A 22781-nucleotide genomic window follows, 5' to 3' on the forward strand; every position below is an offset into this window, starting at 1 on the left:
ATGAGCAGACCACCAAACGACCCTAACCGCCGCGAGAAGATACTCCAGGCGACGCTGGACACCATTGCTGAGCACGGTATTCATGCCGTCACGCACCGCAAAATTGCCACCTGCGCAGGCGTACCGCTGGGGTCGATGACCTACTATTTCGACGGGATGGAGTCGCTTCTGGAGGAGGCGTTCACGTGGTTTACGCAGCAGATGTCTCAGCAGTACCGGGATTTCTTCGCGGGGGTGACCGGGCGGGAGAGGGCGTGCGAGGCCATTACCACGCTGATCCACAGTTCAGCCGTGACCACGCCACACAATATGGCGCTGATGTATCAGCTGTACGCTTTTATGCACCGCAGCGCCGCGCTGAAAACGGTGATGCAGGACTGGATGAAGATGAGCCAGACTACGCTTGAGCAGTGGTTTGATCCGGCCACCGCCCGTGCGCTGGATGCGTTTATCGAGGGGATGACGCTGCATTTTGTAACCGACCGGTCGCCGTTAACCCGGGAGGAGATCCGGGCGATAGTGGGACGGATTGCAGGCGAGGATACCGTCTGATAGCGCTCGCCCCGGCCACGCCTGATGTCAGGAGATTTTTTCCCCGCTGGCGTCAACGACGACTTCGCCATCTTCCTTCGTAAATGCCCCTTTTTGCGCGTCCGGAAGGATGTCGAGAACGACTTCAGAAGGGCGGCACAGACGTGTACCCAGCGGCGTCACCACAATCGGACGGTTAATCAGAATGGGGTACAGCAGCATGAAATCGATAAGCTGGTCATCGGTGAAATTTCCCCCGGCAAGGCCCAGTTGCTCATAAGGCTCGACGTTTTTGCGCAGCAGATCGCATACGGAAATCCCCATGTCTGCAATCAGCCTGGTCAATTCATCACGCGACGGTGGGTTCTCAAGATAGAGAATAATTTCGGGTTCCGTACCGCTGTTACGGATCATCTCCAGCGTATTGCGCGACGTGCCGCAGGCCGGGTTGTGGTAGATAGTGATGTTGCTCATATCCGTTACTCATTACAGTGTGAAGGAGAGACGTAGCGCCAGCGCGGCGAGCGTCACAAACAGAACCGGTAGCGTCATTATGATGCCCGTCCTGAAATAGTAGCCCCAGGTAATGGTCATGTTTTTCTGTGCCAGCACATGAAGCCATAGCAGGGTAGCCAGGCTACCGATGGGGGTGATTTTCGGCCCCAGATCGCAGCCAATCACGTTAGCGTAAATCATCGCCTCCTTAATCAAGCCTGTTGCCGCACTACTCTCAATGGAGAGCGCGCCGATCAATACCGTTGGCATATTGTTCATTATGGATGACAGAAAGGCGGTGATAAATCCGGTTCCCAGCGTAGTGGCCCAGAGTCCGTGTCCGGCTAAGCGATCAAGAACGCCTGAAAGAGACTCCGTCAGCCCGGCATTACGCAGGCCATACACCACCAGATACATCCCCAGCGAAAAGATAACGATCTGCCAGGGTGCGCCGCGCAGCACTTTCCCGGTGTTAATGGCGTGCCCGCGTTTAGCAACGGCAAATAAAATCAGCGCGCCAGTTGTTGCGATAGCGCTGACCGGGATACCCAGAGGTTCAAGCACAAAGAAACCGACGAGCAGTAGCAGCAGCACGATCCAGCCCGTTCTGAACGTCGGCAGGTCATGAATGGCCCGTGCGGGCTCGCGGAGTTTTGCCAGGTCATATTCCGGCGGTATTTCCTTGCGGAAGAACAGATGCAGCATCACCAGCGTCGCGGCAATTGCGGCGATATCAACCGGGATCATCACCGAGGCGTATTCGCTAAAGCCCAGCTTAAAGAAGTCCGCTGAGACGATGTTGACCAGGTTGGAGACAATCAGCGGCAGGCTGGCGGTATCGGCGATAAATCCCGCCGCCATCACGAACGCCAGCGTGGCCTGCTTGCTGAACCCCAGCGCCAGCAGCATGGCGATAACGATAGGTGTCAGGATCAATGCCGCACCGTCATTGGCGAACAGCGCCGCCACGGCCGCACCCAGCAGCACGATCCAGGTAAACAGCAACCGCCCGCGACCATTTCCCCAACGAGCAACGTGCAGCGCCGCCCACTCGAAAAAACCGGACTCATCCAGCAGCAAACTGATAACGATTACCGCGATAAACGTGGCCGTCGCATTCCAGACGATGTTCCAGACCACCGGAATGTCGTTAACGTGGATCACACCGCTCGCCAGCGCCAGCGCGGCGCCAATGGTGGCACTCCAGCCGATACTGAGCCCTTTGGGCTGCCAGATAACCAGTACCAGCGTAAACAGAAAAATAGCCCCTGCCAGAAACATCTTTTACTCCGTTATATCTGTTTTTGTGAAAGTGTTGTGGTCAGCACGAGCCCGGGAGGCGGTTTTTCAGCTTCATACGTGTCTCTTCTCGCAGGCAGTTCCAGCTGGTGTCGATAACGGTTGCCGCCCATGCAGGCATGTTGGGAGAGAGACGGTAGTAGATCCACTTACCCTCGCGACGGTCGATGGCCAGCCCGGCCTCGCGCAGTAAGGCCATGTGGCGGGAGACTTTCGGCTGCGGCTCGTTGGTAGCGGAGCAGAGATCGCAGACGCACAACTCGCCCGCTTCACGCAGAAGCATGACGATGGAGAGCCGCGTTTCATCGGAGAGGGTTTTGAAGAGCTGAACGGGGTGAAGCATCTGGCGATCCTGCGTGGTTTTTGTCATATACATTAAATCATATATGTTTGTGGCGAGTGAGGGAAGGGCAATAAGGGCAAATAAATGTCCTCAGTGAAGTACCATTACGTTGAGCCGTCGTCTTTGAGCCACAGACAGGGCGGGATTAGAAGATTAATGATTCCTGGTTTTGTTGAATATCTTCAATGTTATGAGACAGACGATCGTTGCAGATGTTAACAGAATCAAAATATCAATATTTGTATATGTTTCGTACATTGTCTCCGCATTAATATCACCATAGATGAAGCCGCAAATAGCAGTTGCAACGTCGTGGTTAATATAAGCTGTTGAAGGACCCAGCGTGCGTCCTGGCAGAAAGCTAATTAACGCAAACCAGACGGCCTTAAGCAGTCTTGAGCCCCATTTACAGGCAAGGGTAGTGATATCCACCGTCAATAACCTCAATACAGCCGCGAGCCATATGTGAACGCATACATGGAACCTGAATAAGCTCTGTGTTCATAAGAGCGTTACGGATTAATGCTAATCGGAGTTATGGGCGATTGATATACACCCTTCTGACACTGTACCGGGATGGAGTCTGAACAGCCCGCGATAGACGTGATCAATCCATGTTCCATCGTCGATTCCCCAGTCATCCTTATATAAAGCAAACCACTCATCACGGCCAAATTCCGCACCGGATCTTATTTTGTTCCATTGGTTAAGATAAAAAATAATTTTATGTGAGATTTGGAGGATCGTTTGGGTTTCTTGTTTTAACGGCGCAACCGGGCGACAGGGCAGAGCTGGCACGGTACAAGGGGAATTTAAGGATTTCTGGGAAACTGAAAAATTACGTCTGGAAGCGCCCGTGAGCTTTGGTTATTCTTTGTTCGGGTTCAGAACAATACGTATGAGATATGGATATTAAACAGGTTGCATTAGGGATTCTCGATGGGATCTCCTCCATACCGAACACAGCTTACATGGGCGTTGTAAGAAGCTGGGAGGGAAGCGGGCTTGCCGGGGATAGCGCTAAACAAAGAAACCAGGCTGAGACGGAGCGTTTTTTCTATATGCTCAAGAGCCTGGGTAATGCTGAGTCACCATTACGCAGACTGATAACTATCGTTTTCACGTCGTTCTATCAGAAACTCAATGATGATGGTAAAGAGGCCGTAAACAATAAATTGGGTTACGGAGCCGGGAGCGTTGGTGGGCGAGCAGCAGGGCAAATAGCTTTGGCACAGACAACCGCAAGTCTGATGTTGAATCGTCTGGCGATTGATCAGGCGTACAAGCATTTTATTCGGTTCAGCGCTTCAGCAGCGTTAAACGTCGTGATGTTTCAGGGAATCATTGAAGAATCAGCCAGAGCGTCAAGACGGATGAAAGCCAAATATCCCTCTACATACGCCAGGGTGTCAAAAGAGAGTCTGGATATGGTCTACTTTCTCGTTGAACAGCAGTTAGAGCCTTACCTGGTGTTCATTGAAGGACACCCTATTGATTGCAAAGGAATACAGAATGAAATTTGTAAAATCGTTAATGTCCCACGCAATTGAGGGAACTATCACCTTTCTGGCTGTGCTTTTTGCTATGGGGTCATTCTTCTGGTTTGAAAGTACATGGATGAAATTCACCGGTTGTTTTGGGGCGTTGATAGTTGGCTATGTGCTTTCATACGGAGCCGCAAAAATTAGAGGCGGGTGAGCTTTATCGCTCGATTTTGTCGAATCAAACCTGACATACAAAAAATCCGTCGCATAATGTCGCCAATAACCCGAAACTATGCAATTGATTGAATTTAAAAGCTATTTTTTAGGGAAACAAAAAACCCATCAACCTTGAACCAAAAATGGCGGGGTTGATGGGCTCCACAAATTGGGGACATCAAAGAAAAGCAGTGGCACTAGTTATGACTGCATCCTGCGTAAAAAGTTCTGCGCGTAACGAAAATTTTTTCAGCCACACGCAATCTTGAGATTTATCCGAGTCCTGGCCAGATAATGATGATCAGCGTACCTGCCAGCGTCAGCAGCACGTTTGCGATGGCGTAGGTGCCTGCATAGCCCAGCGCCGGGATGTTGCTGCGCGCGGTGTCGCTGATGATCTCCATTGCCGGTGCGCAGGTGCGCGCGCCCATCATCGCGCCGAAGAGCAGGGCGCGGTTCATGCGGAGCACGTAGGCGCCGAACAGGAAGCAGATGACTACCGGTACCAGGCTGACGATAAGTCCGGAAACCAACATTTGCCAGCCGACCGCACCCAGGCCATTGCCAATGCCGCTCCCGGCGCTTAAGCCGACACCCGCCATAAAGACCATCAGACCGAACTCTTTCACCATGTTCAGCGCTCCCTGAGGGATGTAGCCGAAGGTGGGATGGTTCGCTCGCAGGAAGCCCAGCATGATCCCGGCGAACAGCAGACCGGCAGCGTTACCGATGCCGAAGCTAAAGTTACTGAACTGGAAGGTGATCATTCCGATCATCAGGCCAACAATGAAGAAGGCGCAGAAGGCTAACAGGTCCGTCACCTGACTGTGAATCGAGATAAAGCCGATACGGTCGGCAACGGTTTTAACACGTCGGGCATCGCCGCTGACCTGCAACACATCGCCTTTATTAAGCACCACGTTATCGTCGATAGGCATTTCAATCTGGCTGCGGATCACGCGGTTGAGGAAACAGCCGTGGTCGGTCAGCTTCAACTGCGCCAGACGGCGGCCCACGGCGTTGTGGTTCTTCACCACAATCTCTTCGGTGACGATACGCATGTCCAGCAGGTCGCGGTCGAACACTTCTTTCCCGTTGCGGAAGCTCGGATCGAGACGCGCGTGGGCGTCCGGGTAGCCAACAAGGGCGATGTCATCGCCCATCTGGAGCACCGCGTCACCGTCCGGGTTTGCCAGAATGCCGTTACGACGGATACGTTCGATGTAGCAGCCGGTCTGACGGTAGATCCCCAGCTCGCGCAGGTTTTTCCCGTCGGTCCAGGCAACCAGCTCTGGCCCGACGCGGTAGGCGCGGATCACCGGCAGGTATACTTTACGTTTGGAGTCCGTATCCAGACCACGCTCTCGGGCAATGGTCTGGGCGCTGGTCTGGAGATCCTGGTGCTGAAGTTTTGGCAGATAGCGCGCGCCCACAATCAGGCTCACCAGACCAATCAGATAGGTCAGGGCATAGCCCAGGCTCAGGTTATCCAGTGCGGCGGAAAGCTGCGTGCCTGCCATGCCAGAATGACGAAGCGTATCCCCCGCGCCAACAAGCACCGGCGTGGAGGTCATCGAGCCTGCCAGCATACCGGCCGTTAAGCCGATGTCCCAGCCAAACAGTTTGCCCAGCCCTAACGCAATCAGCAGGGCGCTGCCGACCATCACCAGCGCCAGCATCAGATAATTTTTGCCGTCTCGGAAGAAAATGGAAAAAAAGTTCGGACCGGCTTCCACGCCAACGCAGAAAATAAACAGCATGAAACCTAAGTTAAGCGCGTCCGTGTTAATACTGAAATGTTGCTGACCTAATAACAGGGAGACGACTAAAACGCCAATGGAATTACCAAGTTGAACTGAACCCAGGCGCAATTTACCCAGACAAAGGCCCAGTGCCAGTACCACAAATAATAACAGGATGTAATTCCCATTTAACAAGTCTGCGACGTTTATATTCACGGAGGCTAACTTCTTGTTTACCAGTAAGTTGTTGAATGAAAGGACTATTTGGGCTACTGTTTTCAGAGTCAGGGAATCACTTTGCACCTCCCTGCTTCCTGATAAATACCCTAAACACTAGCAGGCGGTTAGTTTAATCGTAATAGCTACCGACAGCCACCTATTATCGCACGACTTGTGTGCGTGCTTTGGCAAGGATTGCCGCAATGCTTTATCTGACTGGGCGTCCACCGGACGATTTTTGTATTTGATAGAGATAAGTCAGGAGGATAGTTTGAACTTTAAACGAAACTGGGTTGGCGTAATCAGCTGCTTTTTGCTGTTTACGGTCGTTTGCATGTCGCTTGCTTTTAATGTGAAGGGCGCCTTCAGAGCGTCCGGTCATCCCGAGCTGGGCCTGTTGTTCTTCATCCTGCCGGGGGTAGTGGCCAGTTTTCTCTCGCGCAAAGGCGAGGTGGTAATGCCGCTGCTGGGGGCCATCCTTGCGGCGCCCCTCTGCCTGCTTCTGATGCGCGTGCTGTTTCTCTCGTCGAGAAGCGTCTGGCAGGAAGTGGCGTGGCTACTGAGTGGCGTTTTCTGGTGTGCGCTGGGCGCGCTCTGTTTCTTATTTATGCGCAGCCTGCTGCAACAGCGGAAGCACCATAAATAAAAACGCCCTCAGGGTGAGGGCGTCTTAGCATTACTGAGCGGCAAACAGGCCCAGGTGCTCTTTGGCGTACGCTTCGAAATCGGTGCAGCCGCCGATGTGTTTCTGATCGAGGAAGATCTGCGGCACGGTTTCAACCGGTTTACCCACGGTTTTTTCCAGATCGGCTTTGCTGATGCCTTCCGCGTGGATATCCACGTAACGGAAGTTGAAATCATCACGTTCTTCAGTCAGTTTCTCAGCCAGCTCTTTCGCGCGCACACAGTAAGGGCATCCTGGACGACCAAAAATTACTGCAAACATTTCTCTCTCCTCAAAAAACAAGCCTGACGGCGAATAATCCCTATAGTGCACGATAACCTGCCGTCATGGAAAGAAGGTTTCACCTGTCACTTTGATACAGTCAGGCTATGTTTCGCCAATTACATCAGGTGGATGATTGCCTATACTGGCTGCCATACGTTTTACGCAATACAAAGAGAGACAAAATGACGCCAACCATTGACCTGCTTCGTTCCCACCGTTCCATTCGCCATTTCACCGATGAGCCGATCACCCAGGCGCAGCGGGACGCGATCATCGACAGCGCAAGAGGCACCTCCAGCTCCAGCTTTTTGCAGTGCAGCTCCATTATCCGCATCACCGATCCGGCGATGCGTGAGCAGCTGGTAACGCTGACGGGCGGACAAAAGCACGTTGCCCAGGCGGCTGAGTTCTGGGTGTTCTGCGCCGATTTTAACCGTCACCTGCAAATCTGTCCTGAGGCGGAGCTGGGGCTGGCGGAACAGCTGCTGCTGGGCGTGGTGGATACGGCATTGATGGCGCAAAACGCGTTCACGGCGGCGGAATCGCTGGGGCTTGGCGGCGTCTATATTGGCGGGCTGCGTAATAACATCGAAAGCGTGACGCAACTGCTGAAGCTGCCGAAACACGTGTTGCCGCTGTTTGGTCTGTGCCTCGGCTGGCCGGCGGATAACCCGGATCTGAAGCCGCGTATTCCTGCTGCGATGCTGGTGCATGAAAACCACTACCAGCCGGTCGATCAGGACGTTCTGCATCAATACGATGAAGAGCTGGCGAACTACTATCTGACGCGCGACAGCAACAACCGCCGCGATACCTGGAGCGACCATATTCGTCGCACCATCATTAAAGAAAACCGCCCGTTCATTCTTGATTACCTGCACAAACAGGGCTGGGCAACGCGATAGTCCCTTCCTCCTGCGCCTCGTGTATGATAGGCAGGCTTTTCCCATGTCTTTAGAGAGGTGCAGGGTGAAAATTGCCATATTGTCCCGGGATGGAACGCTCTATTCATGTAAACGCCTGCGAGAAGCGGCGGCGAAACGCGGACATCAGGTTGAGATCCTCGATCCGATGTCCTGCTATATGAACATCGACCCTGCGGCGTCGTCGATTCATTACAAAGGCCGCAAACTCCCGCATTTTGATGCGGTAATTCCCCGCATTGGCTCCCAGATCACCTATTACGGCACGGCCGCGCTGCGCCAGTTTGAAATGCTGGGAAGCTATCCGCTCAATGAGTCCGTGGCGATCTCACGCGCCCGCGATAAGCTGCGCTCGTTGCAACTGCTGGCGCGCCAGGGGATCGATTTGCCCGTCACCGGGATTGCTCACTCCCCGGACGACACCAGCGATTTAATCGACATGGTGGGTGGTGCGCCGTTGGTCATTAAGCTGGTGGAAGGCACGCAGGGTATTGGGGTGGTACTGGCGGAGACGCGTCAGGCGGCGGAAAGCGTGATTGACGCCTTTCGCGGTCTGAATGCCCATATTCTGGTGCAGGAGTATATTAAAGAGGCCAAAGGGTGCGACATCCGCTGCTTTGTGGTGGGCGATGAAGTGGTTGCCGCCATAGAGCGGCAGGCGAAAGAGGGCGACTTCCGCTCTAACCTGCACCGCGGCGGTATCGCGCGGGTGGCCCTTATCAGCGAGCGCGAGCGTGAGATTGCGGTGAAAGCGGCGCAGACGCTGGGTCTGGACGTGGCGGGGGTCGATCTGCTGCGTGCCGACCGCGGGCCGCTGGTGATGGAAGTTAACGCCTCGCCGGGGCTGGAAGGGGTGGAAAAAACCACAGGCGTCGATATTGCAGGTAAAATGATCGCATGGATTGAACGCCATGCGACGCCGGGATTTTGCCTGAAAACGGGCGGTTAAATGGATCGGCGCGCACTTTTTGCGTAAGCTGGACAACGTTTTTATTTAAGAGGCTGCACAGCGATGGATTTACAGGTCGTACCTACACTGGATACGTTACGTCAATGGCTCGATGATGCCGGTATTACTTTTTTCGAATGCGACTCCTGCCAGGCGCTGCATCTGCCTCACATGCAAAATTTCGATGGTATTTTTGATGCCAAAATCGATCTGATTAACGACGTGATCCTGTTCTCGGCGCTGGCTGAAGTGAAGCCTTCAGCGCTGCTTGCACTGGCATCCGATCTGTCAGCGATTAACGCCAGTTCTTTGACCGTGAAAGCGTTTCTCGACATACAGGATGATAATCTGCCGAAGCTGGTGGTTTGCCAGTCTTTATTCTCCGGCGCGGGGCTCTCCTTCAAACAGTTCGCCTGGTTTATGCGCCTGAGCGAAGAGCAAATTTCCATGGTAATGATGGAAGCCAACGCACATCACCTGCTGTATAGCGCGGAAGATGATGCCGAGAATAATGATGCATCTTCCAATTTTCTCCACTAAGCCTGTCTGACTTTTGCGCAGTCGCTACCAGAGCGGCTGCATAACACCGCTTTTTCTGCTGCTTTTAACCTTTCTTTAAAGAATTTTTCACCTCCTCTCGGGCCGTTTCGGCTTATCACGTAGACATAATCTGCATAAAAAATTGATAAAAGGCGTTTTTTCGTCTGGGCTATAGCCGGAGACACGGGCTACAGTTATTCTTGCGGTGCTTAAAAAAGCGAGCGGAACCTGCCGGGAAGAGGGGTGTGTTTTATTTCGGGCAGAGCGACAAACTATGCATGAATATTGCATATCTTCAGGCTGCACAGTTTTGGTTCGTTTGTTAACGAGCTTTCAGAAGGAATAACAATATGATCGCCTTGAATAAAAAATGGTTATCGGGTCTGGTTGCGGGTGCTCTGATGGCCGTCTCTGCCGGCACGCTCGCTGCGGAACAAAAAACGCTGCACGTCTATAACTGGTCTGACTATATTGCGCCGGACACCGTCGCGAATTTTGAAAAAGAGACCGGCATTAAGGTTGTCTACGACGTATTCGATTCCAACGAAGTACTGGAAGGCAAACTGATGGCGGGCAGTACCGGTTTCGACCTGGTGGTGCCCTCTGCAAGCTTCCTGGAGCGTCAGCTGACCGCCGGTGTCTTCCAGCCGCTGGACAAGAACAAGTTATCGAACTGGAAAAACCTCGATCCGGAAGTGCTGAAGCTGGTGGCGAAGCATGATCCGGACAACAAATACGCCATGCCTTACCTGTGGGCGACCACTGGTATTGGCTTTAACGTGGATAAAGTCAAAGCGGCGCTGGGCCCGGACGTCAAACTGGACAGCTGGGACGTGGTGCTGAAGCCGGAAAATCTCGAGAAGCTGAAAAGCTGCGGCGTCTCTTTCCTCGATGCGCCGGAAGAGATTTTCGCCACCGTGCTTAACTATCTCGGCAAAGATCCAAACAGCAGCAAGGCCGACGACTACACCGGTCCGGCGACCGACCTGCTATTGAAGCTGCGTCCGAATATTCGCTACTTCCACTCCTCTCAGTACATCAACGACCTGGCTAACGGGGATATCTGCGTGGCCATTGGCTGGGCGGGTGACGTCTGGCAGGCAGCGAACCGTGCGAAAGAGGCGAAAAACGGTGTGAATGTTTCCTACTTCATTCCGAAGGAGGGGGCGCTGGCGTTCTTCGACGTCTTCGCGATGCCGGCTGATGCGAAAAACAAAGAGGAAGCGTATCAGTTCCTCAACTACCTGATGCGTCCGGAAGTGATTGCCCACATCAGCGACCACGTCTACTACGCCAACGGTAACAAGGCCTCCGTGCCGCTGGTGAGCGAAGAAATCCGCAATAATCCGGCGATCTACCCGCCAGCCGATGTGTTTGCCAAGCTCTTCACCCTGAAAGTGCAGGAACCGAAAATTGACCGTGTGCGTACCCGCGCGTGGACCAAGGTGAAAAGCGGTAAGTAACGGCGTTTGATATCGTTGCCCGGTGGCGCTGTCGCTTACCGGGCCGACAAATCCCGTAGGCCGGGCAAGCGTTAGCGCCGCCCGGCGATGCGCACCCTGACGGTGCGTTTGCACCAGTGTTGATCTATGCCGGAGAGCACCCCGTGAATGACGCGATCCCCCGCCCGCAGGCGAAAGTCCGTAAAGCGCTGACCCCGCTTCTTGAAATTCGAAACCTCACCAAATCCTTCGACGGCCAGCATGCCGTGGACGATGTCAGCCTGACGATCTACAAAGGTGAAATTTTTGCTTTGCTCGGCGCATCCGGCTGCGGTAAATCGACCCTGCTGCGTATGCTGGCCGGGTTTGAACAACCTACCGCCGGGCAGATCGTGCTGGATGGGGTAGACCTCTCCAGCGTGCCGCCGTACCAGCGGCCCATTAACATGATGTTCCAGTCCTATGCCCTGTTCCCGCACATGACCGTCGAGCAGAACATCGCCTTCGGCCTGAAGCAGGACAAACTGCCGAAAGCCGAAATCACCGCGCGCGTGGCGGAGATGCTGAGCCTGGTGCACATGCAGGAGTTCGCGAAGCGTAAGCCGCATCAGCTTTCCGGCGGCCAGCGTCAGCGCGTGGCGCTGGCAAGAAGTCTGGCCAAACGGCCGAAATTACTCCTGCTCGACGAGCCGATGGGCGCGCTGGATAAAAAGCTGCGCGACCGGATGCAGCTGGAAGTGGTGGATATCCTTGAGCGCGTAGGGGTGACCTGCGTGATGGTGACGCACGACCAGGAAGAGGCGATGACCATGGCCGGGCGCATTGCGATCATGAATCGCGGTAAGTTCGTGCAGATAGGCGAGCCGGAGGAGATTTACGAACACCCGACAACCCGCTACAGCGCGGAGTTCATCGGCTCGGTAAACGTCTTCGAAGGGCTGTTGAAGGAACGCCAGGACGACGGTCTGGTGATTGAATCGCCGGGGCTGGTGCACCCGCTTAAGGTTGATTCTGATAATTCCGTGGTGGACAACGTGCCGGTTTACGTTGCCCTGCGCCCGGAAAAAATCATGCTTTGCGATGAGCCGCCCGCCGATGGCTATAACTTTGCCGTGGGCGAAGTGGTACACATCGCCTATCTCGGCGATCTGTCGATTTACCATGTCCGCCTGAAAAGCGGGCAGATGCTCAGCGCCCAGTTACAGAACGAACACCGGTATCGCAAGGGACAGCCAACCTGGGGCGACGAAGTGAGCCTGTGCTGGGATGCGGACAGTTGCGTAGTCCTGACGGTATAAGGAGCGGTCATGAGCACACTTGAACCTCCAGCCCGCGTCAAAAAACCGGGCGGTTTCTCGCACTGGCTGGCGCGCGTGCAGATGGCGCATGGCCGCAAGCTGGTCATCGCCATGCCCTATATCTGGCTGATCCTGCTGTTTCTGCTGCCGTTCCTGATCGTCTTTAAGATCAGCCTGGCGGAGATGGCGCGGGCGATCCCACCGTATACCGATCTGTGGGAGTGGGCCGACGGGCAGCTGACGCTGACCTTAAACCTCGGGAATTTCCTGCAACTGACTGAGGATCCGCTCTATTTCGAAGCCTATTTACAGTCGTTACAGGTTGCGGCGATCTCAACGATCTGCTGCTTGTTGATGGGCTACCCGCTGGCGTGGGCAGTGGCGCACAGCAAGCCGTCGACGCGAAATATTTTACTGCTGTTGGTCATTTTACCGTCGTGGACATCGTTCCTGATCCGCGTGTACGCGTGGATGGGGATCCTGAAGAATAACGGCATACTGAATAACTTCCTGCTGTGGCTTGGGGTGATCGACCAGCCGCTGACGATCCTGCATACCAACCTTGCGGTGTATATCGGGATTGTCTATGCCTATCTGCCGTTTATGGTGCTGCCAATCTATACGGCGCTGACGCGAATCGATTACTCGCTGGTGGAAGCTTCGCTGGATCTCGGCGCACGCCCATTGAAGACGTTCTTCAGCGTCATTGTGCCGCTCACAAAAGGCGGGATCATCGCCGGATCGATGCTGGTGTTTATCCCGGCGGTCGGGGAGTTTGTGATCCCCGAACTGCTCGGCGGCCCGGACAGCATCATGATTGGCCGCGTGCTGTGGCAGGAGTTCTTCAATAACCGCGACTGGCCGGTGGCCTCGGCGGTGGCGATTGTCATGTTACTGCTGCTGATCGTGCCGATCATGTGGTTCCACAAACATCAGCAGAAACAGATGGGAGACCACGGATGAACAACTTACCGGTAGTACGCTCCCCGTGGCGAATTCTGATCCTGATTATCGGCTTTACCTTCCTGTACGCGCCTATGCTGATGCTGGTGATCTACTCGTTCAACAGCTCTAAGCTGGTCACCGTCTGGGCGGGCTGGTCGACGCGCTGGTACAGCGAGCTGTTCCACGATGATGCGATGATGAGTGCGGTGGGGCTGAGCCTGACCATTGCGGCGCTGGCGGCGACGATGGCCTGCGTGCTGGGCACGATTGCCGCGCTGGTGATGGTGCGCTTCGGCCGTTTTCGCGGAGCAAATGGTTTTGCGTTTATGATCACCGCCCCGCTGGTCATGCCGGACGTCATCACCGGTCTGTCGCTGCTCCTGCTGTTTGTCGCGCTGGCGCACGCCATCGGCTGGCCAGCGGATCGCGGGATGTTCACCATCTGGCTGGCGCACGTCACCTTCTGTACGGCGTATGTGGCGGTGGTCATCTCCTCGCGGCTGCGCGAGCTGGATCGCTCCATTGAAGAGGCGGCGATGGATCTCGGCGCCACGCCGCTGAAGGTCTTTTTCATCATTACGCTGCCGATGATTATGCCGGCGGTGATCTCCGGCTGGCTGCTGGCGTTCACGCTCTCGCTCGACGATCTGGTTATCGCCAGCTTTGTGTCGGGGCCGGGCGCGACGACGCTGCCGATGCTGGTCTTCTCCAGCGTGCGCATGGGGGTGAATCCGGAGATTAATGCCCTGGCCTCCATCATCCTCGGGGTGGTCGGAATTGTCGGATTTATCGCCTGGTATTTGATGGCGCGCGCGGAAAAGCAGCGCGTGCGCGATATCCAGCGTGCAAGACGCGGCTGAAGGAATTATTATTTCCAGTGATGTGCCGCGTATGACGCGGCACTGTTTTTCAGGGAAGTAAAAACATTGGGATTCTTGCAAAAAACACGTCATTCGCACGCCCGTCCGAACGTCCCTGCGCTGGTGCAGGTGGCGGCGCTCGCCATTATTATGATCCGCTGCCTGGATGTGCTGATGATTATGAACACGCTGGGCCCGCGAGGCATGGGGGAGTTCATTCACCGCAGCGCGCAGACGTGGAATCTGACGCTGGTGTTTCTCAGCAGCCTGATGCTGGTGTTTATTGAGATCTACTGTGCGTTCTCGCTGGTAAAGGGGCGCAACTGGGCGCGCTGGGTATATTTTCTTACGCAGATCACCGCCGCCAGCTATCTGTGGGCCGCCTCGCTGGGCTATGGCTATCCGGAGCTGTTCAGCATTCCCGGCGGCTCCCGCCGCGAGATTTTCCATTCCTTAGTGATGCAAAAATTGCCGGACATGCTGGTGCTCTGCCTGCTCTATGTTCCCGCCTCCAGTCGGCGGTTCTTCCGCCTGCAATAATGTGTATAATCGCAGCCCTCGTGATTCTTAAGGTTTTCATATGCAGTGCGCACTCTATGACGCCGGACGCTGCCGCTCCTGTCAGTGGATAGAACAGCCGGTCCCTCAACAACTCACCGCCAAAATGGTCGACCTGCAACAGCTGCTGGCAGCACACGCGGTGGGCGAGTGGTGCGCACCCGTCAGCGGGCCGGAGCAGGGCTTTCGTAATAAAGCCAAAATGGTGGTCAGCGGCAGCGTCGAAAAGCCGCTGCTGGGCATGCTGCACCGTGACGGCACGCCCGTCGATCTCACCGGCTGTCCGCTGTATCCCGCCTCGTTTGAGCCGGTGTTTACCGCCCTGAAACCCTTTATCGCCCGCGCGGGGTTAACGCCCTATAACGTTGCCCGCAGACGCGGCGAGCTTAAGTACCTTCTGCTGACCGAAAGCCAAATCGACGGCGGGATGATGCTGCGCTTTGTGCTGCGTTCGGAAACCAAACTGGAGCAGCTTCGCGCGGTGTTGCCGTGGCTGCAGGAACAGCTTCCGCAGCTCAAGGTCATTACTGCTAATATTCAGCCGGTGCATATGGCGATCATGGAAGGAGAGAAAGAGATTTTCTTCACCGAACAGCATGCGCTGGCGGAGAATTTCAACGGCGTGCCGCTGTGGATCCGTCCGCAAAGCTTCTTCCAGACTAACCCCACCGTCGCCAGCGCGCTGTACGCGACCGCGCGCGACTGGGTGCGTGCGTTACAGGTTCATCACATGTGGGATCTGTTCTGCGGCGTCGGCGGCTTTGGCCTGCACTGTGCCACGCCAGACATGCAGCTCACCGGGATTGAAATTTCTGCGGAGGCCATCGCCTGCGCGAAACAGTCCGCCGCGGAGCTGGGGCTGACGAATCTGCACTTCCAGGCGCTGGACTCGACCCGGTTCGCCACCGGTCAGGGCAACGTGCCGGAGCTGGTGCTGGTGAACCCGCCGCGCCGGGGTATCGGCCAGGCGCTCTGCGACTACCTGAGCCAGATGGCGCCGGAGTACATCGTCTACTCCAGCTGTAACGCGCAGACCATGGCGAAGGATATCGCCAGCCTGCCGGGCTACCGCATTGCGCGCGTTCAGCTCTTTGATATGTTCCCGCACACTGCGCATTACGAAGTGCTGACGTTGCTCGTGAAATCTTAAACAAAATGTGAACTCTTCCCCCGCTCGAAATCAGGTAAGCTTACGTCATAACAAATGATTGAAGGCTTACCCATGAAGCAGATCCTGCTGGTAGAAGACGACCACGATATCGCTGCACTCCTGCGTCTTAACCTGGAAGATGAAGGCTACGCCATTACCCACGAGCCGGACGGGGGCAACGCCTTACAGCGTCTTGATAAACAGCCGTGGGACGCGGTGATCCTCGATCTGATGCTGCCGAATGTTGATGGTCTGGAGATTTGCCGCCGTATCCGCCAGATGACCCGCTACCTGCCCATTATCATCATTAGCGCCCGCAGCAGTGAAACTGACCGTATTACCGGCCTGGAAACCGGGGCGGATGATTATCTGGCAAAACCTTTCTCGGTGCAGGAGCTGATTGCCCGCATTAAGGCGCTGTTTCGTCGTCAGCAGGCGATGGGCCAGGCGCAGACGGACGGCATTATTCAGGCGCACGGTCTGACTATCGATCCGCTGGCGCGCACCGTGCGTCTTAACGGTCAACACGTCGATCTCACCCCGCGTGAATTTGAACTGCTCTATTTTTTTGCCCGCCATCCCGGAGAGGTCTTTTCACGGCTGGCATTGCTGGAGCAGGTGTGGGGGTATCAGCACGAAGGCTACGAACACACCGTCAACACTCATATTAACCGCCTGCGCATCAAAATAGAGAAAGATGCCGCCGAGCCGGAGATCGTTCGCACCGTCTGGGGCAAAGGCTACAAATTTGCGGAGCAGAATCATGATGCGTCGCTTTAGCCTGAGCCAGCGCCTGACGCTGCTGTTTACGGTGTTACTGTTGCTCTGCGCCACCGTCGCCTGTGCGGTGCAGCTCTACGTTAGCATGCAGTACGGCAATGCGATGGTGCAGCGTCTCTCAGGCGGGCTGGCGCAGCAGATTGCGCAGCGGGAAGCGATTCTGGATTCGCAGGGCAGGGTGGATCGCAGCGCCTTAAAGCCGCTGTTCGATCGGCTGATGACCTTTAATCCGAGCGTCGAGCTGTATGTTGTCTCGCCTGATGGCGATATCCTGGCCGATGCCGCCCCGCCGGGGCACATTCAGCGGCAAAAAATTGACCTCGCGCCGATACAGAATTTCCTGAGCGGGACGGTGATGCCGGTGTTTGGCGACGATCCCCGAAGCCAGAATAAGAAAGTCTTCAGCGCCACCCCGCTGCGACAGGACGGCGAGCTGAAGGGGTATCTGTACATTATTTTGCAGGGGGAGGAGTCCAACGCGCTGGCGGAGATGGCCTGGCACAAAGCGCTCTGGAGTACGGCGCTGTGGTCGATGCTGCTGGTGGCGCTGTTTGGTCTGCTGGCGGGGCTGCTGCTCTGGTACTGGGTGACGCGCCCGGTTAAACAGCTCACGCTGGACGTGGCCGGGCTGGAGCAGGACAGCATCAGCGCGATTAAGCAGCTGGCGGCCCAGCCGCTCGAGCCTGCCGGCCAGGATGAAGTGGCGATCCTGCGCAATACCTTTATCGAGCTGGCGCGCAAAATCACCTCTCAGTGGGATCGGCTGGCCGACAGCGACCGCCAGCGCCGGGAGTTTATCGCCAACATTTCGCACGACTTACGCACCCCGTTGACGTCGCTGCTGGGTTATCTGGAAACGCTGTCGCTGAAATCCGCCACGCTGTCGCCGCAGGAGCATCAGCAGTACCTCGCTACCGCGCTGCGTCAGGGGCAAAAGGTACGCCATCTGTCGCAGCAGCTGTTCGAGCTGGCGCGTCTTGAGCACGGCGGCATCAAGCCCCAGCGCGAGCGTTTTGCCATGGCTGAACTGATTTCCGACGTGGCGCAGAAGTTTGAACTTACCGCCCGCACGCGCGAGGTGAACCTGCGTATTGATGTGCCGGGGCGATTGCCGCTGGTGAACGCCGACGTGTCGATGATCGAGCGCGTGGTCACTAATCTTCTGGATAACGCCATCCGTCATACGCCGAGCGGCGGAGAAATTCGTCTGGCGGTCTGGCAGGAGAATGAACGACTTCAGGTCGAAGTGGCAGACAATGGTACGGGCGTAGATGCCTCGCTGCGCGACGATTTGTTCCAGCGACCGTCAGCGTTAAATCCTCAGGCGTCGCGGGAGAACCGTGGGGGATTAGGGCTGTTAATCGTGAAGAGAATGCTGGAGCTGCACGGTGGCGGGATCAGGCTGATGGAGTCCGTGAGCGGGGCGCGGTTCAGGTTCTTTGTGCCGCTATGAGAAATTGCCGGGTGGCGCTGCGCTTTCCCGGCCTACAGACCACCCCCGTAGGCCAGACCACCCGGCAAAAAGAGATTACTGCGGGAACCACTGCTCGCTGATTTTCTGGTATGTGCCGTCAGCTTTGATCGCTTTCAGCGCGCCGTTCAGTTTTTCCAGCAGGGCTTTGTTATCCGGACGTACCGCGATGCCGAGGCCGGTACCAAAGTATTGCGGATCGGTCACTTTCTCCGTCGCTGTACCCAGCTGCGGGTTGGTTTTCAGCCACTCATTCACCACCGCGGTGTCGCCAAATACGCCATCGATACGGCCATTTTTCAGGTCGATAATTGCGTTCTGGTAGCTGTCATAGGCCACGGTTTTCACTTCAGGATGCTTGTCCTGGAGATATTTCTGGTGCGTGGTGCCGTTTTCCATGCCGATGCGCTTGCCTTTCAGCTCGTCGAAAGACTTATAAGCCCCTTTCTTCGCAATCACTACCGCAGAGTTCGCGTAGTACGGGTCGGTGAACGCGACCTGCTTGCTGCGCTCTGGGGTGATATCCATGCCGGAGATCACCGCATCGTATTTTTTAAATTTCAGGGACGGGATCAGGCTGTCAAACGCGTGGTTAGTAAAGGTGCAGTCGGCCTGCATCTGCTTGCACAGCGCTTTCGCCAGGTCAATGTCAAAGCCGACGATCTGGTTGCTGGCATCCAGCGATTCAAACGGCGGATAGGTGGCAGAAACGCCAAAATTGATTTTATCTGCGGCGGATGCGCCTGCGGCGAAGGTTGCGAGTAATGCGGCCAGAACTAACTTTTTCATTGTAATGCTCCCGTCTGTCTTATTTATGCGCCGTGTCTGCGGCCTGGATATACAATGCCATTTACTGAATTTATATGCAATAAAAATGATTAAATATTACATTTATTGCAAAAAAAAGCGGATAACCCATCAGGTTACCCGCTCAATGAATACCGTTTTATGCAATGGCGTGATTAATTCCTGCGCTCAAACGCCAGCGCCTTACGCTCGATAAGACGCATCATCAGCGTCAGCAGACCGTTGACCACCAGATAGACCAGACCCGCCGCACCGAACACCATCACGTCGTAGGTACGTCCGTACAGCAGCTGCCCGTGGCCCATCACTTCCATCAGGGTGATGGTGTAGGCCAGAGAGGTGCTTTTGAACACCAGAACGACTTCGTTGGAATAGGAAGAGAGCGCACGCTTAAAGGCGTATGGCAGCAGGATCGCCAGCGTGTCCTTCTTGCTCATGCCCAGCGCACCGCAGGACTGCCACTGGCCTTCCGGGATCGCGCGGATCGCGCCGTAAAACAGCTGCGTGGTATAGGCCGCGCTGTTCAGTGAGAGAGCTATCAGGGCGCAGAGCCATGGCTCAGAGAGCAAATGCCAGATAACCGGATATTCCTGTAACGACGGGAACTGCCCTGGACCGTAGTAAATCAGGAAGATCTGCACCAGCAGCGGCGTACCGGTAAAGAGCGTAATGTAGCCACGGACAATCCACACCAGCACCGGCGTTTTCAGCGTCAGGACGATGGTGAAGAACAGCGCCAGGATCAGCGCTACGATGATAGACGCAACGGTCAGCGTCAGGCTGGTGTGCAGCCCTTTCATCAGTTCGGGTAAATAATCCAGCATCAGCCTGGTCTCCGTTCAAAACGCGTTGCGCGCAGATCAATACGCTTCAGAACGTACTGGCTCAGCAACGTGATCACCAGGTAGATAGCCGCCGCGACGATGTACCAGGTAAATGGCTCCTGCGTACGGGTGGCGATACTTTTGGTTTGCAGCATCAAATCGTTCACGCTGATCAGGCTCACCAGCGCGGTATCTTTCAACAGTACCAGCCACTGGTTGCCCAGCCCTGGCAGGGCATGACGCCACATCTGCGGCATCACCAGGCGGAAGAAGATCGCCGCTTTCGACAGGCCCAGCGCCTGACCGGATTCCCACTGTCCCTGCGGTACCGCTTTCAGCGCGCCGCGCAGCGTTTGTGACGCATAGGCCGAATAGAGCAGGGAGAGCGCAATTACGCCGCACAGGAACGGACTGACGTCGAAGTTCTCAATCTGCATTTGCACCGGGATCTGCGCAAAGCCGAGATTAATCGTAAAGCCGTCCGACAGCGTTAACAGCAGCTGTGAGGAGCCGAAATAGATAAACAGAACCACCAGAATTTCCGGCAGTCCACGCAGCACAGTTACCAGCGCTGAACCGAGCCATGCGACAGGGCGCCACTTAACGGACTCCCACACCGCAAAGAACATCGCCAGTACGAGGCCGATAATCAGTGCACAAACGGCAAGGCCGACGGTCATCCCGGCGGCGCTTGCTAAAGGAAAAATTTCATTCATCAGGAATTACTTCTGGAACCATTTTTTGTAGATGGTTTCGTAGGTGCCGTCTTTCTTCACTTTTTCCAGCGCAGCGTTGAATTTCTGCTGCAGCTCGGTGTTGCCCTGACGTACGGCAATACCCAGACCTGTACCGAAGTAGTCTTTATCTGTCACCTTGTCACCCACGGCGGCCAGCTTGTCGTTCGCTTTCAGCCATTCAGTCACGACAGCCGTGTCCCCGAACACCGCATCGATACGGCCGTTTTGCAGGTCCAGCTTCGCATTCTGGTAGCTGTCATACGGCACGGTGGTGATTTCCGGGTGCTTATCCATGATGAATTTCTGGTGCGTGGTGCCGTTCTGCACGCCGACTTTCTTGCCTTTCAGCAGGTCAACGGAGGCGTATTTACCTTTCTGACCAATGAACAGCGCCGAGTTGTCGTAGTAAGGGGTGGTGAACAGAACCTGCTTTTCACGCTCCGGAGTGATGTCCATACCGGCCATCACGGCGTCGATACGGCGGAACTTCAGGCTTGGGATCAGGCTGTCGAACGCCTGGTTGCTGAAGGTACAGGTCGCGTCGATCTCTTTACACAGGGCATTTGCCAGATCCACGTCGAAGCCAACAATCTTGTTGTTCGCATCAATGGATTCAAACGGAGGGTAGGACGCTTCAGTGGCGAAACGGATGGTCTGGGCTGCGGTAGCGGAAAGGCTGACGCTAGCAAGCAGCGCGGCAATCAATACTTTTTTCATTATAATTTCCCTAACACATCAGTGTGATAAGTAGTTTTTGAAGGCATCGGTTTGCGGGTTGGTGAAGCAGCTCGCATCACCTTGCTCAACGATATACCCGTTTTCCATGTAGACCACGCGGCTGGCGGTTTTGCGCGCCACTTCCACCTCGTGGGTCACGATGACCTGGGTAATGTTGGTTTCCGCCAGTTCACGAATGATACTCACGATCTGGGCAGTAATTTCCGGGTCCAGCGCCGCGGTTGGTTCGTCGAACAGCAGCACCGCTGGCTCCATCATCAGCGCACGGGCGATCGCCACACGCTGTTGCTGACCACCAGAGAGATGCAGAGGATAACGGTCGCTGTACGGTTTCAGACGCAGACGTTCCAGCAGCTTTTCAGCTCGCGCCATCGCCTGGTCTTTGCTTAAGCCAAGCACGCGGCACGGGGCTTCAATCAGGTTTTGCACCACCGTCAGATGCGGCCAGAGATTATATTGCTGGAAAACCATGCCCACGTTTTGACGCAGTTCACGAATCGCTTTATCAGAAGGGGTTTTCGCGAAGTCAAAATGGTTACCGGCGATGGCCAGCGTTCCCGAACGGGGCATTTCAAGCAGATTTAAAACACGCAGAAGGGAGCTTTTTCCCGCACCGCTTGGGCCGAGCAAAACCAGCGTTTCGCCCTCCGGGCAGCTCAGCGTAATGTCGAACAGCGCCTGGTGTGCGCCGTAGAAGCAGTTAATGCCGTTTAGTTTAATACTCATCGGGGCAGTCTTTACTCATCCAGGCAATCTATAGCAATTGAGGCCGCAGATAGTACCGTTGACAGAATAGTTATGCAATATTTCTGCGTTAAAAGTTAAATATAACCCGTGTTTCCTCTTAAACATAGCACAAAATAGCGACGGGAAAGGGGGGCGAGAATAAATGTCGGCATTCCGCATGAAATGCCGGACATTTTACGGGGTTAACGTTTATTTAACGTATGCGTTAGCGGTTCTCAATCGACTGGCGAAGGGTGCCCGCCGGAGCATGAACGCTGCCGCCAATGTAGCGCACATCATCTATTGCCCAGCACTGGCCTTCACGGATCATCAGCACCTCATCCTGCCAGGTTTGCGTCCCCTGGGTTAGCTTCACGCGCAGAGGAATATTCCGTGCGTCGGTATTCGGAATGGTGGACGCGCTGGCGACGTCGGCGCTGTCCGGCAGCGTGGCGCGGCTGGAGAACGGATCGGATGAAAGCAGCGCGTTTTGCTGCGGATCGCGCGAGGCGTCATTAAGCAGTTTCGCCAGATTATCGCTCAGGTACGGGCGCAGGGCGGTGAGGTCATTACCGCGATGCTGAATGCGATAATCATAGAACTGTTGCGCCACGGCGTCCGGGCCGCCCTCAATGCAGGGGCCGCTGCGGGAACCGATATCCTTAAAGGCTGGCGTGACCGGCGTAGTGCAGGCGCTGAGCACCAGCGCGCAGGGCACTAAAAGCGTTAAAGCAGAGTAGCGCATGTTGATTTCC

25 protein-coding genes and 1 pseudogene are annotated in these 22781 nt (G+C 55.4%); 14 read left to right on the top strand and 12 right to left on the bottom strand.

What is annotated here, in order from left to right; all coding sequences use genetic code 11:
- A complete protein-coding gene (locus tag HWQ15_RS15515; RefSeq protein ID WP_032624580.1) occupies window positions 1–552 on the top strand; it encodes a TetR/AcrR family transcriptional regulator in 552 nt (183 codons plus the stop codon).
- Window positions 553–579: 27 nt separating this feature from the next.
- Here HWQ15_RS15515 and arsC read toward each other — a convergent pair whose 3' ends face one another.
- The 4 genes and pseudogenes from arsC to HWQ15_RS15535 form a co-directional block, all read right to left on the bottom strand.
- The gene (gene arsC, locus HWQ15_RS15520; protein ID WP_063149646.1) at window positions 580–1005 is read right to left on the bottom strand and encodes a glutaredoxin-dependent arsenate reductase; all 426 of its coding nucleotides are present in this window, start codon (window positions 1003–1005) and stop codon (window positions 580–582) included.
- A 12-nt stretch (window positions 1006–1017) separates the two neighbouring features.
- Window positions 1018–2307: an arsenic transporter gene (locus HWQ15_RS15525; RefSeq protein ID WP_063149647.1), complete on the bottom strand. Its 1290-nt coding sequence runs from the start codon at window positions 2305–2307 to the stop codon at window positions 1018–1020.
- 40 nt (window positions 2308–2347) lie between these two features.
- Window positions 2348–2668 carry a metalloregulator ArsR/SmtB family transcription factor gene (locus tag HWQ15_RS15530; RefSeq protein ID WP_015571018.1) on the bottom strand — a complete coding sequence of 107 codons (321 nt, stop codon included), beginning with the start codon at window positions 2666–2668 and terminating at the stop codon, window positions 2348–2350.
- 406 nt (window positions 2669–3074) lie between these two features.
- Window positions 3075–3376: pseudogene (locus tag HWQ15_RS15535) on the bottom strand (tlde1 domain-containing protein); the annotation flags it as partial.
- Between the two features lie 197 nt (window positions 3377–3573).
- Between HWQ15_RS15535 and HWQ15_RS15540 the strand changes: the two are divergent.
- Complete coding sequence (locus HWQ15_RS15540) at window positions 3574–4218, top strand: hypothetical protein (protein ID WP_046618550.1); 645 nt, start codon at window positions 3574–3576, stop codon at window positions 4216–4218.
- A 422-nt stretch (window positions 4219–4640) separates the two neighbouring features.
- Here the strand turns inward: HWQ15_RS15540 and HWQ15_RS15545 are convergent, their stop codons facing one another.
- Entirely contained in the window at window positions 4641–6326 is a 1686-nt protein-coding gene (locus HWQ15_RS15545; RefSeq protein ID WP_001024855.1) for an aspartate:alanine antiporter, read from the bottom strand.
- A gap of 274 nt (window positions 6327–6600) precedes the next feature.
- Here HWQ15_RS15545 and HWQ15_RS15550 point away from each other — a divergent pair, with 274 nt between their 5' ends.
- Window positions 6601–6975, top strand: coding sequence for an inner membrane protein YbjM (locus HWQ15_RS15550; RefSeq protein WP_023299682.1), 375 nt, complete (start codon window positions 6601–6603; stop codon window positions 6973–6975).
- A gap of 30 nt (window positions 6976–7005) precedes the next feature.
- Here HWQ15_RS15550 and HWQ15_RS15555 read toward each other — a convergent pair whose 3' ends face one another.
- Window positions 7006–7275 (bottom strand): GrxA family glutaredoxin, encoded by a 270-nt coding sequence (locus tag HWQ15_RS15555; RefSeq protein ID WP_014169305.1) that lies wholly within the window; start codon window positions 7273–7275, stop codon window positions 7006–7008.
- Between the two features lie 185 nt (window positions 7276–7460).
- On the opposite strand from HWQ15_RS15555, the gene nfsA reads away from it, so the two are divergent.
- From nfsA to HWQ15_RS15610, 11 genes are all read left to right on the top strand, one after another.
- Window positions 7461–8183: a nitroreductase NfsA gene (nfsA, locus tag HWQ15_RS15560; RefSeq protein ID WP_023299683.1), complete on the top strand. Its 723-nt coding sequence runs from the start codon at window positions 7461–7463 to the stop codon at window positions 8181–8183.
- Between the two features lie 64 nt (window positions 8184–8247).
- Window positions 8248–9150, top strand: a complete 903-nt coding sequence (rimK, locus tag HWQ15_RS15565; protein ID WP_032621711.1) for a 30S ribosomal protein S6--L-glutamate ligase — start codon at window positions 8248–8250, stop codon at window positions 9148–9150.
- A gap of 63 nt (window positions 9151–9213) precedes the next feature.
- Window positions 9214–9690, top strand: coding sequence for a YbjN domain-containing protein (locus HWQ15_RS15570; protein WP_022647571.1), 477 nt, complete (start codon window positions 9214–9216; stop codon window positions 9688–9690).
- A 350-nt stretch (window positions 9691–10040) separates the two neighbouring features.
- Window positions 10041–11153, top strand: coding sequence for a spermidine/putrescine ABC transporter substrate-binding protein PotF (gene potF / locus HWQ15_RS15575; protein WP_022647572.1), 1113 nt, complete (start codon window positions 10041–10043; stop codon window positions 11151–11153).
- Between the two features lie 143 nt (window positions 11154–11296).
- The gene (potG, locus tag HWQ15_RS15580; protein ID WP_017693732.1) at window positions 11297–12430 is read left to right on the top strand and encodes a putrescine ABC transporter ATP-binding subunit PotG; all 1134 of its coding nucleotides are present in this window, start codon (window positions 11297–11299) and stop codon (window positions 12428–12430) included.
- 9 nt (window positions 12431–12439) lie between these two features.
- Window positions 12440–13393, top strand: a complete 954-nt coding sequence (gene potH / locus HWQ15_RS15585) for a putrescine ABC transporter permease PotH (protein ID WP_022647573.1) — start codon at window positions 12440–12442, stop codon at window positions 13391–13393.
- Window positions 13390–14235, top strand: a complete 846-nt coding sequence (gene potI / locus HWQ15_RS15590; RefSeq protein WP_063149648.1) for a putrescine ABC transporter permease PotI — start codon at window positions 13390–13392, stop codon at window positions 14233–14235. The genes potH and potI overlap by 4 nt, the downstream gene beginning before the upstream one ends.
- Window positions 14236–14277: 42 nt before the next feature.
- Window positions 14278–14775 carry a YbjO family protein gene (locus HWQ15_RS15595; RefSeq protein WP_087878582.1) on the top strand — a complete coding sequence of 166 codons (498 nt, stop codon included), beginning with the start codon at window positions 14278–14280 and terminating at the stop codon, window positions 14773–14775.
- Between the two features lie 40 nt (window positions 14776–14815).
- Window positions 14816–15943 carry a 23S rRNA (uracil(747)-C(5))-methyltransferase RlmC gene (gene rlmC / locus HWQ15_RS15600; protein ID WP_063149649.1) on the top strand — a complete coding sequence of 376 codons (1128 nt, stop codon included), beginning with the start codon at window positions 14816–14818 and terminating at the stop codon, window positions 15941–15943.
- A gap of 72 nt (window positions 15944–16015) precedes the next feature.
- The gene (locus HWQ15_RS15605) at window positions 16016–16723 is read left to right on the top strand and encodes a response regulator transcription factor (RefSeq protein ID WP_063149658.1); all 708 of its coding nucleotides are present in this window, start codon (window positions 16016–16018) and stop codon (window positions 16721–16723) included.
- Complete coding sequence (locus tag HWQ15_RS15610) at window positions 16707–18176, top strand: sensor histidine kinase KdpD (RefSeq protein ID WP_032624570.1); 1470 nt, start codon at window positions 16707–16709, stop codon at window positions 18174–18176. The genes HWQ15_RS15605 and HWQ15_RS15610 overlap by 17 nt, the downstream gene beginning before the upstream one ends.
- A gap of 75 nt (window positions 18177–18251) precedes the next feature.
- Here the strand turns inward: HWQ15_RS15610 and artJ are convergent, their stop codons facing one another.
- The 6 genes from artJ to HWQ15_RS15640 all read right to left on the bottom strand — a co-directional run bounded on the left by artJ (window position 18252) and on the right by HWQ15_RS15640 (window position 22771).
- Window positions 18252–18983: an arginine ABC transporter substrate-binding protein ArtJ gene (gene artJ, locus HWQ15_RS15615; protein WP_015571008.1), complete on the bottom strand. Its 732-nt coding sequence runs from the start codon at window positions 18981–18983 to the stop codon at window positions 18252–18254.
- Between the two features lie 173 nt (window positions 18984–19156).
- On the bottom strand, window positions 19157–19825 hold the full coding sequence (gene artM / locus HWQ15_RS15620; protein WP_022647579.1) for an arginine ABC transporter permease ArtM: 669 nt from the start codon (window positions 19823–19825) through the stop codon (window positions 19157–19159).
- The gene (gene artQ, locus HWQ15_RS15625) at window positions 19825–20541 is read right to left on the bottom strand and encodes an arginine ABC transporter permease ArtQ (protein ID WP_003858367.1); all 717 of its coding nucleotides are present in this window, start codon (window positions 20539–20541) and stop codon (window positions 19825–19827) included. The genes artM and artQ overlap by 1 nt, the downstream gene beginning before the upstream one ends.
- Before the next feature lie 6 nt (window positions 20542–20547).
- Window positions 20548–21279, bottom strand: a complete 732-nt coding sequence (artI, locus tag HWQ15_RS15630; RefSeq protein ID WP_006174322.1) for an arginine ABC transporter substrate-binding protein ArtI — start codon at window positions 21277–21279, stop codon at window positions 20548–20550.
- An 18-nt stretch (window positions 21280–21297) separates the two neighbouring features.
- The gene (gene artP, locus HWQ15_RS15635) at window positions 21298–22026 is read right to left on the bottom strand and encodes an arginine ABC transporter ATP-binding protein ArtP (RefSeq protein ID WP_006809439.1); all 729 of its coding nucleotides are present in this window, start codon (window positions 22024–22026) and stop codon (window positions 21298–21300) included.
- Window positions 22027–22252: 226 nt separating this feature from the next.
- Window positions 22253–22771: a lipoprotein gene (locus HWQ15_RS15640; protein WP_022647580.1), complete on the bottom strand. Its 519-nt coding sequence runs from the start codon at window positions 22769–22771 to the stop codon at window positions 22253–22255.
- Window positions 22772–22781: the final 10 nt, after the last annotated feature.

Source organism: Enterobacter sp. DSM 30060 (assembly GCF_013375955.1).
Classification (GTDB): Bacteria; Pseudomonadota; Gammaproteobacteria; order Enterobacterales; family Enterobacteriaceae; genus Enterobacter; species Enterobacter intestinihominis.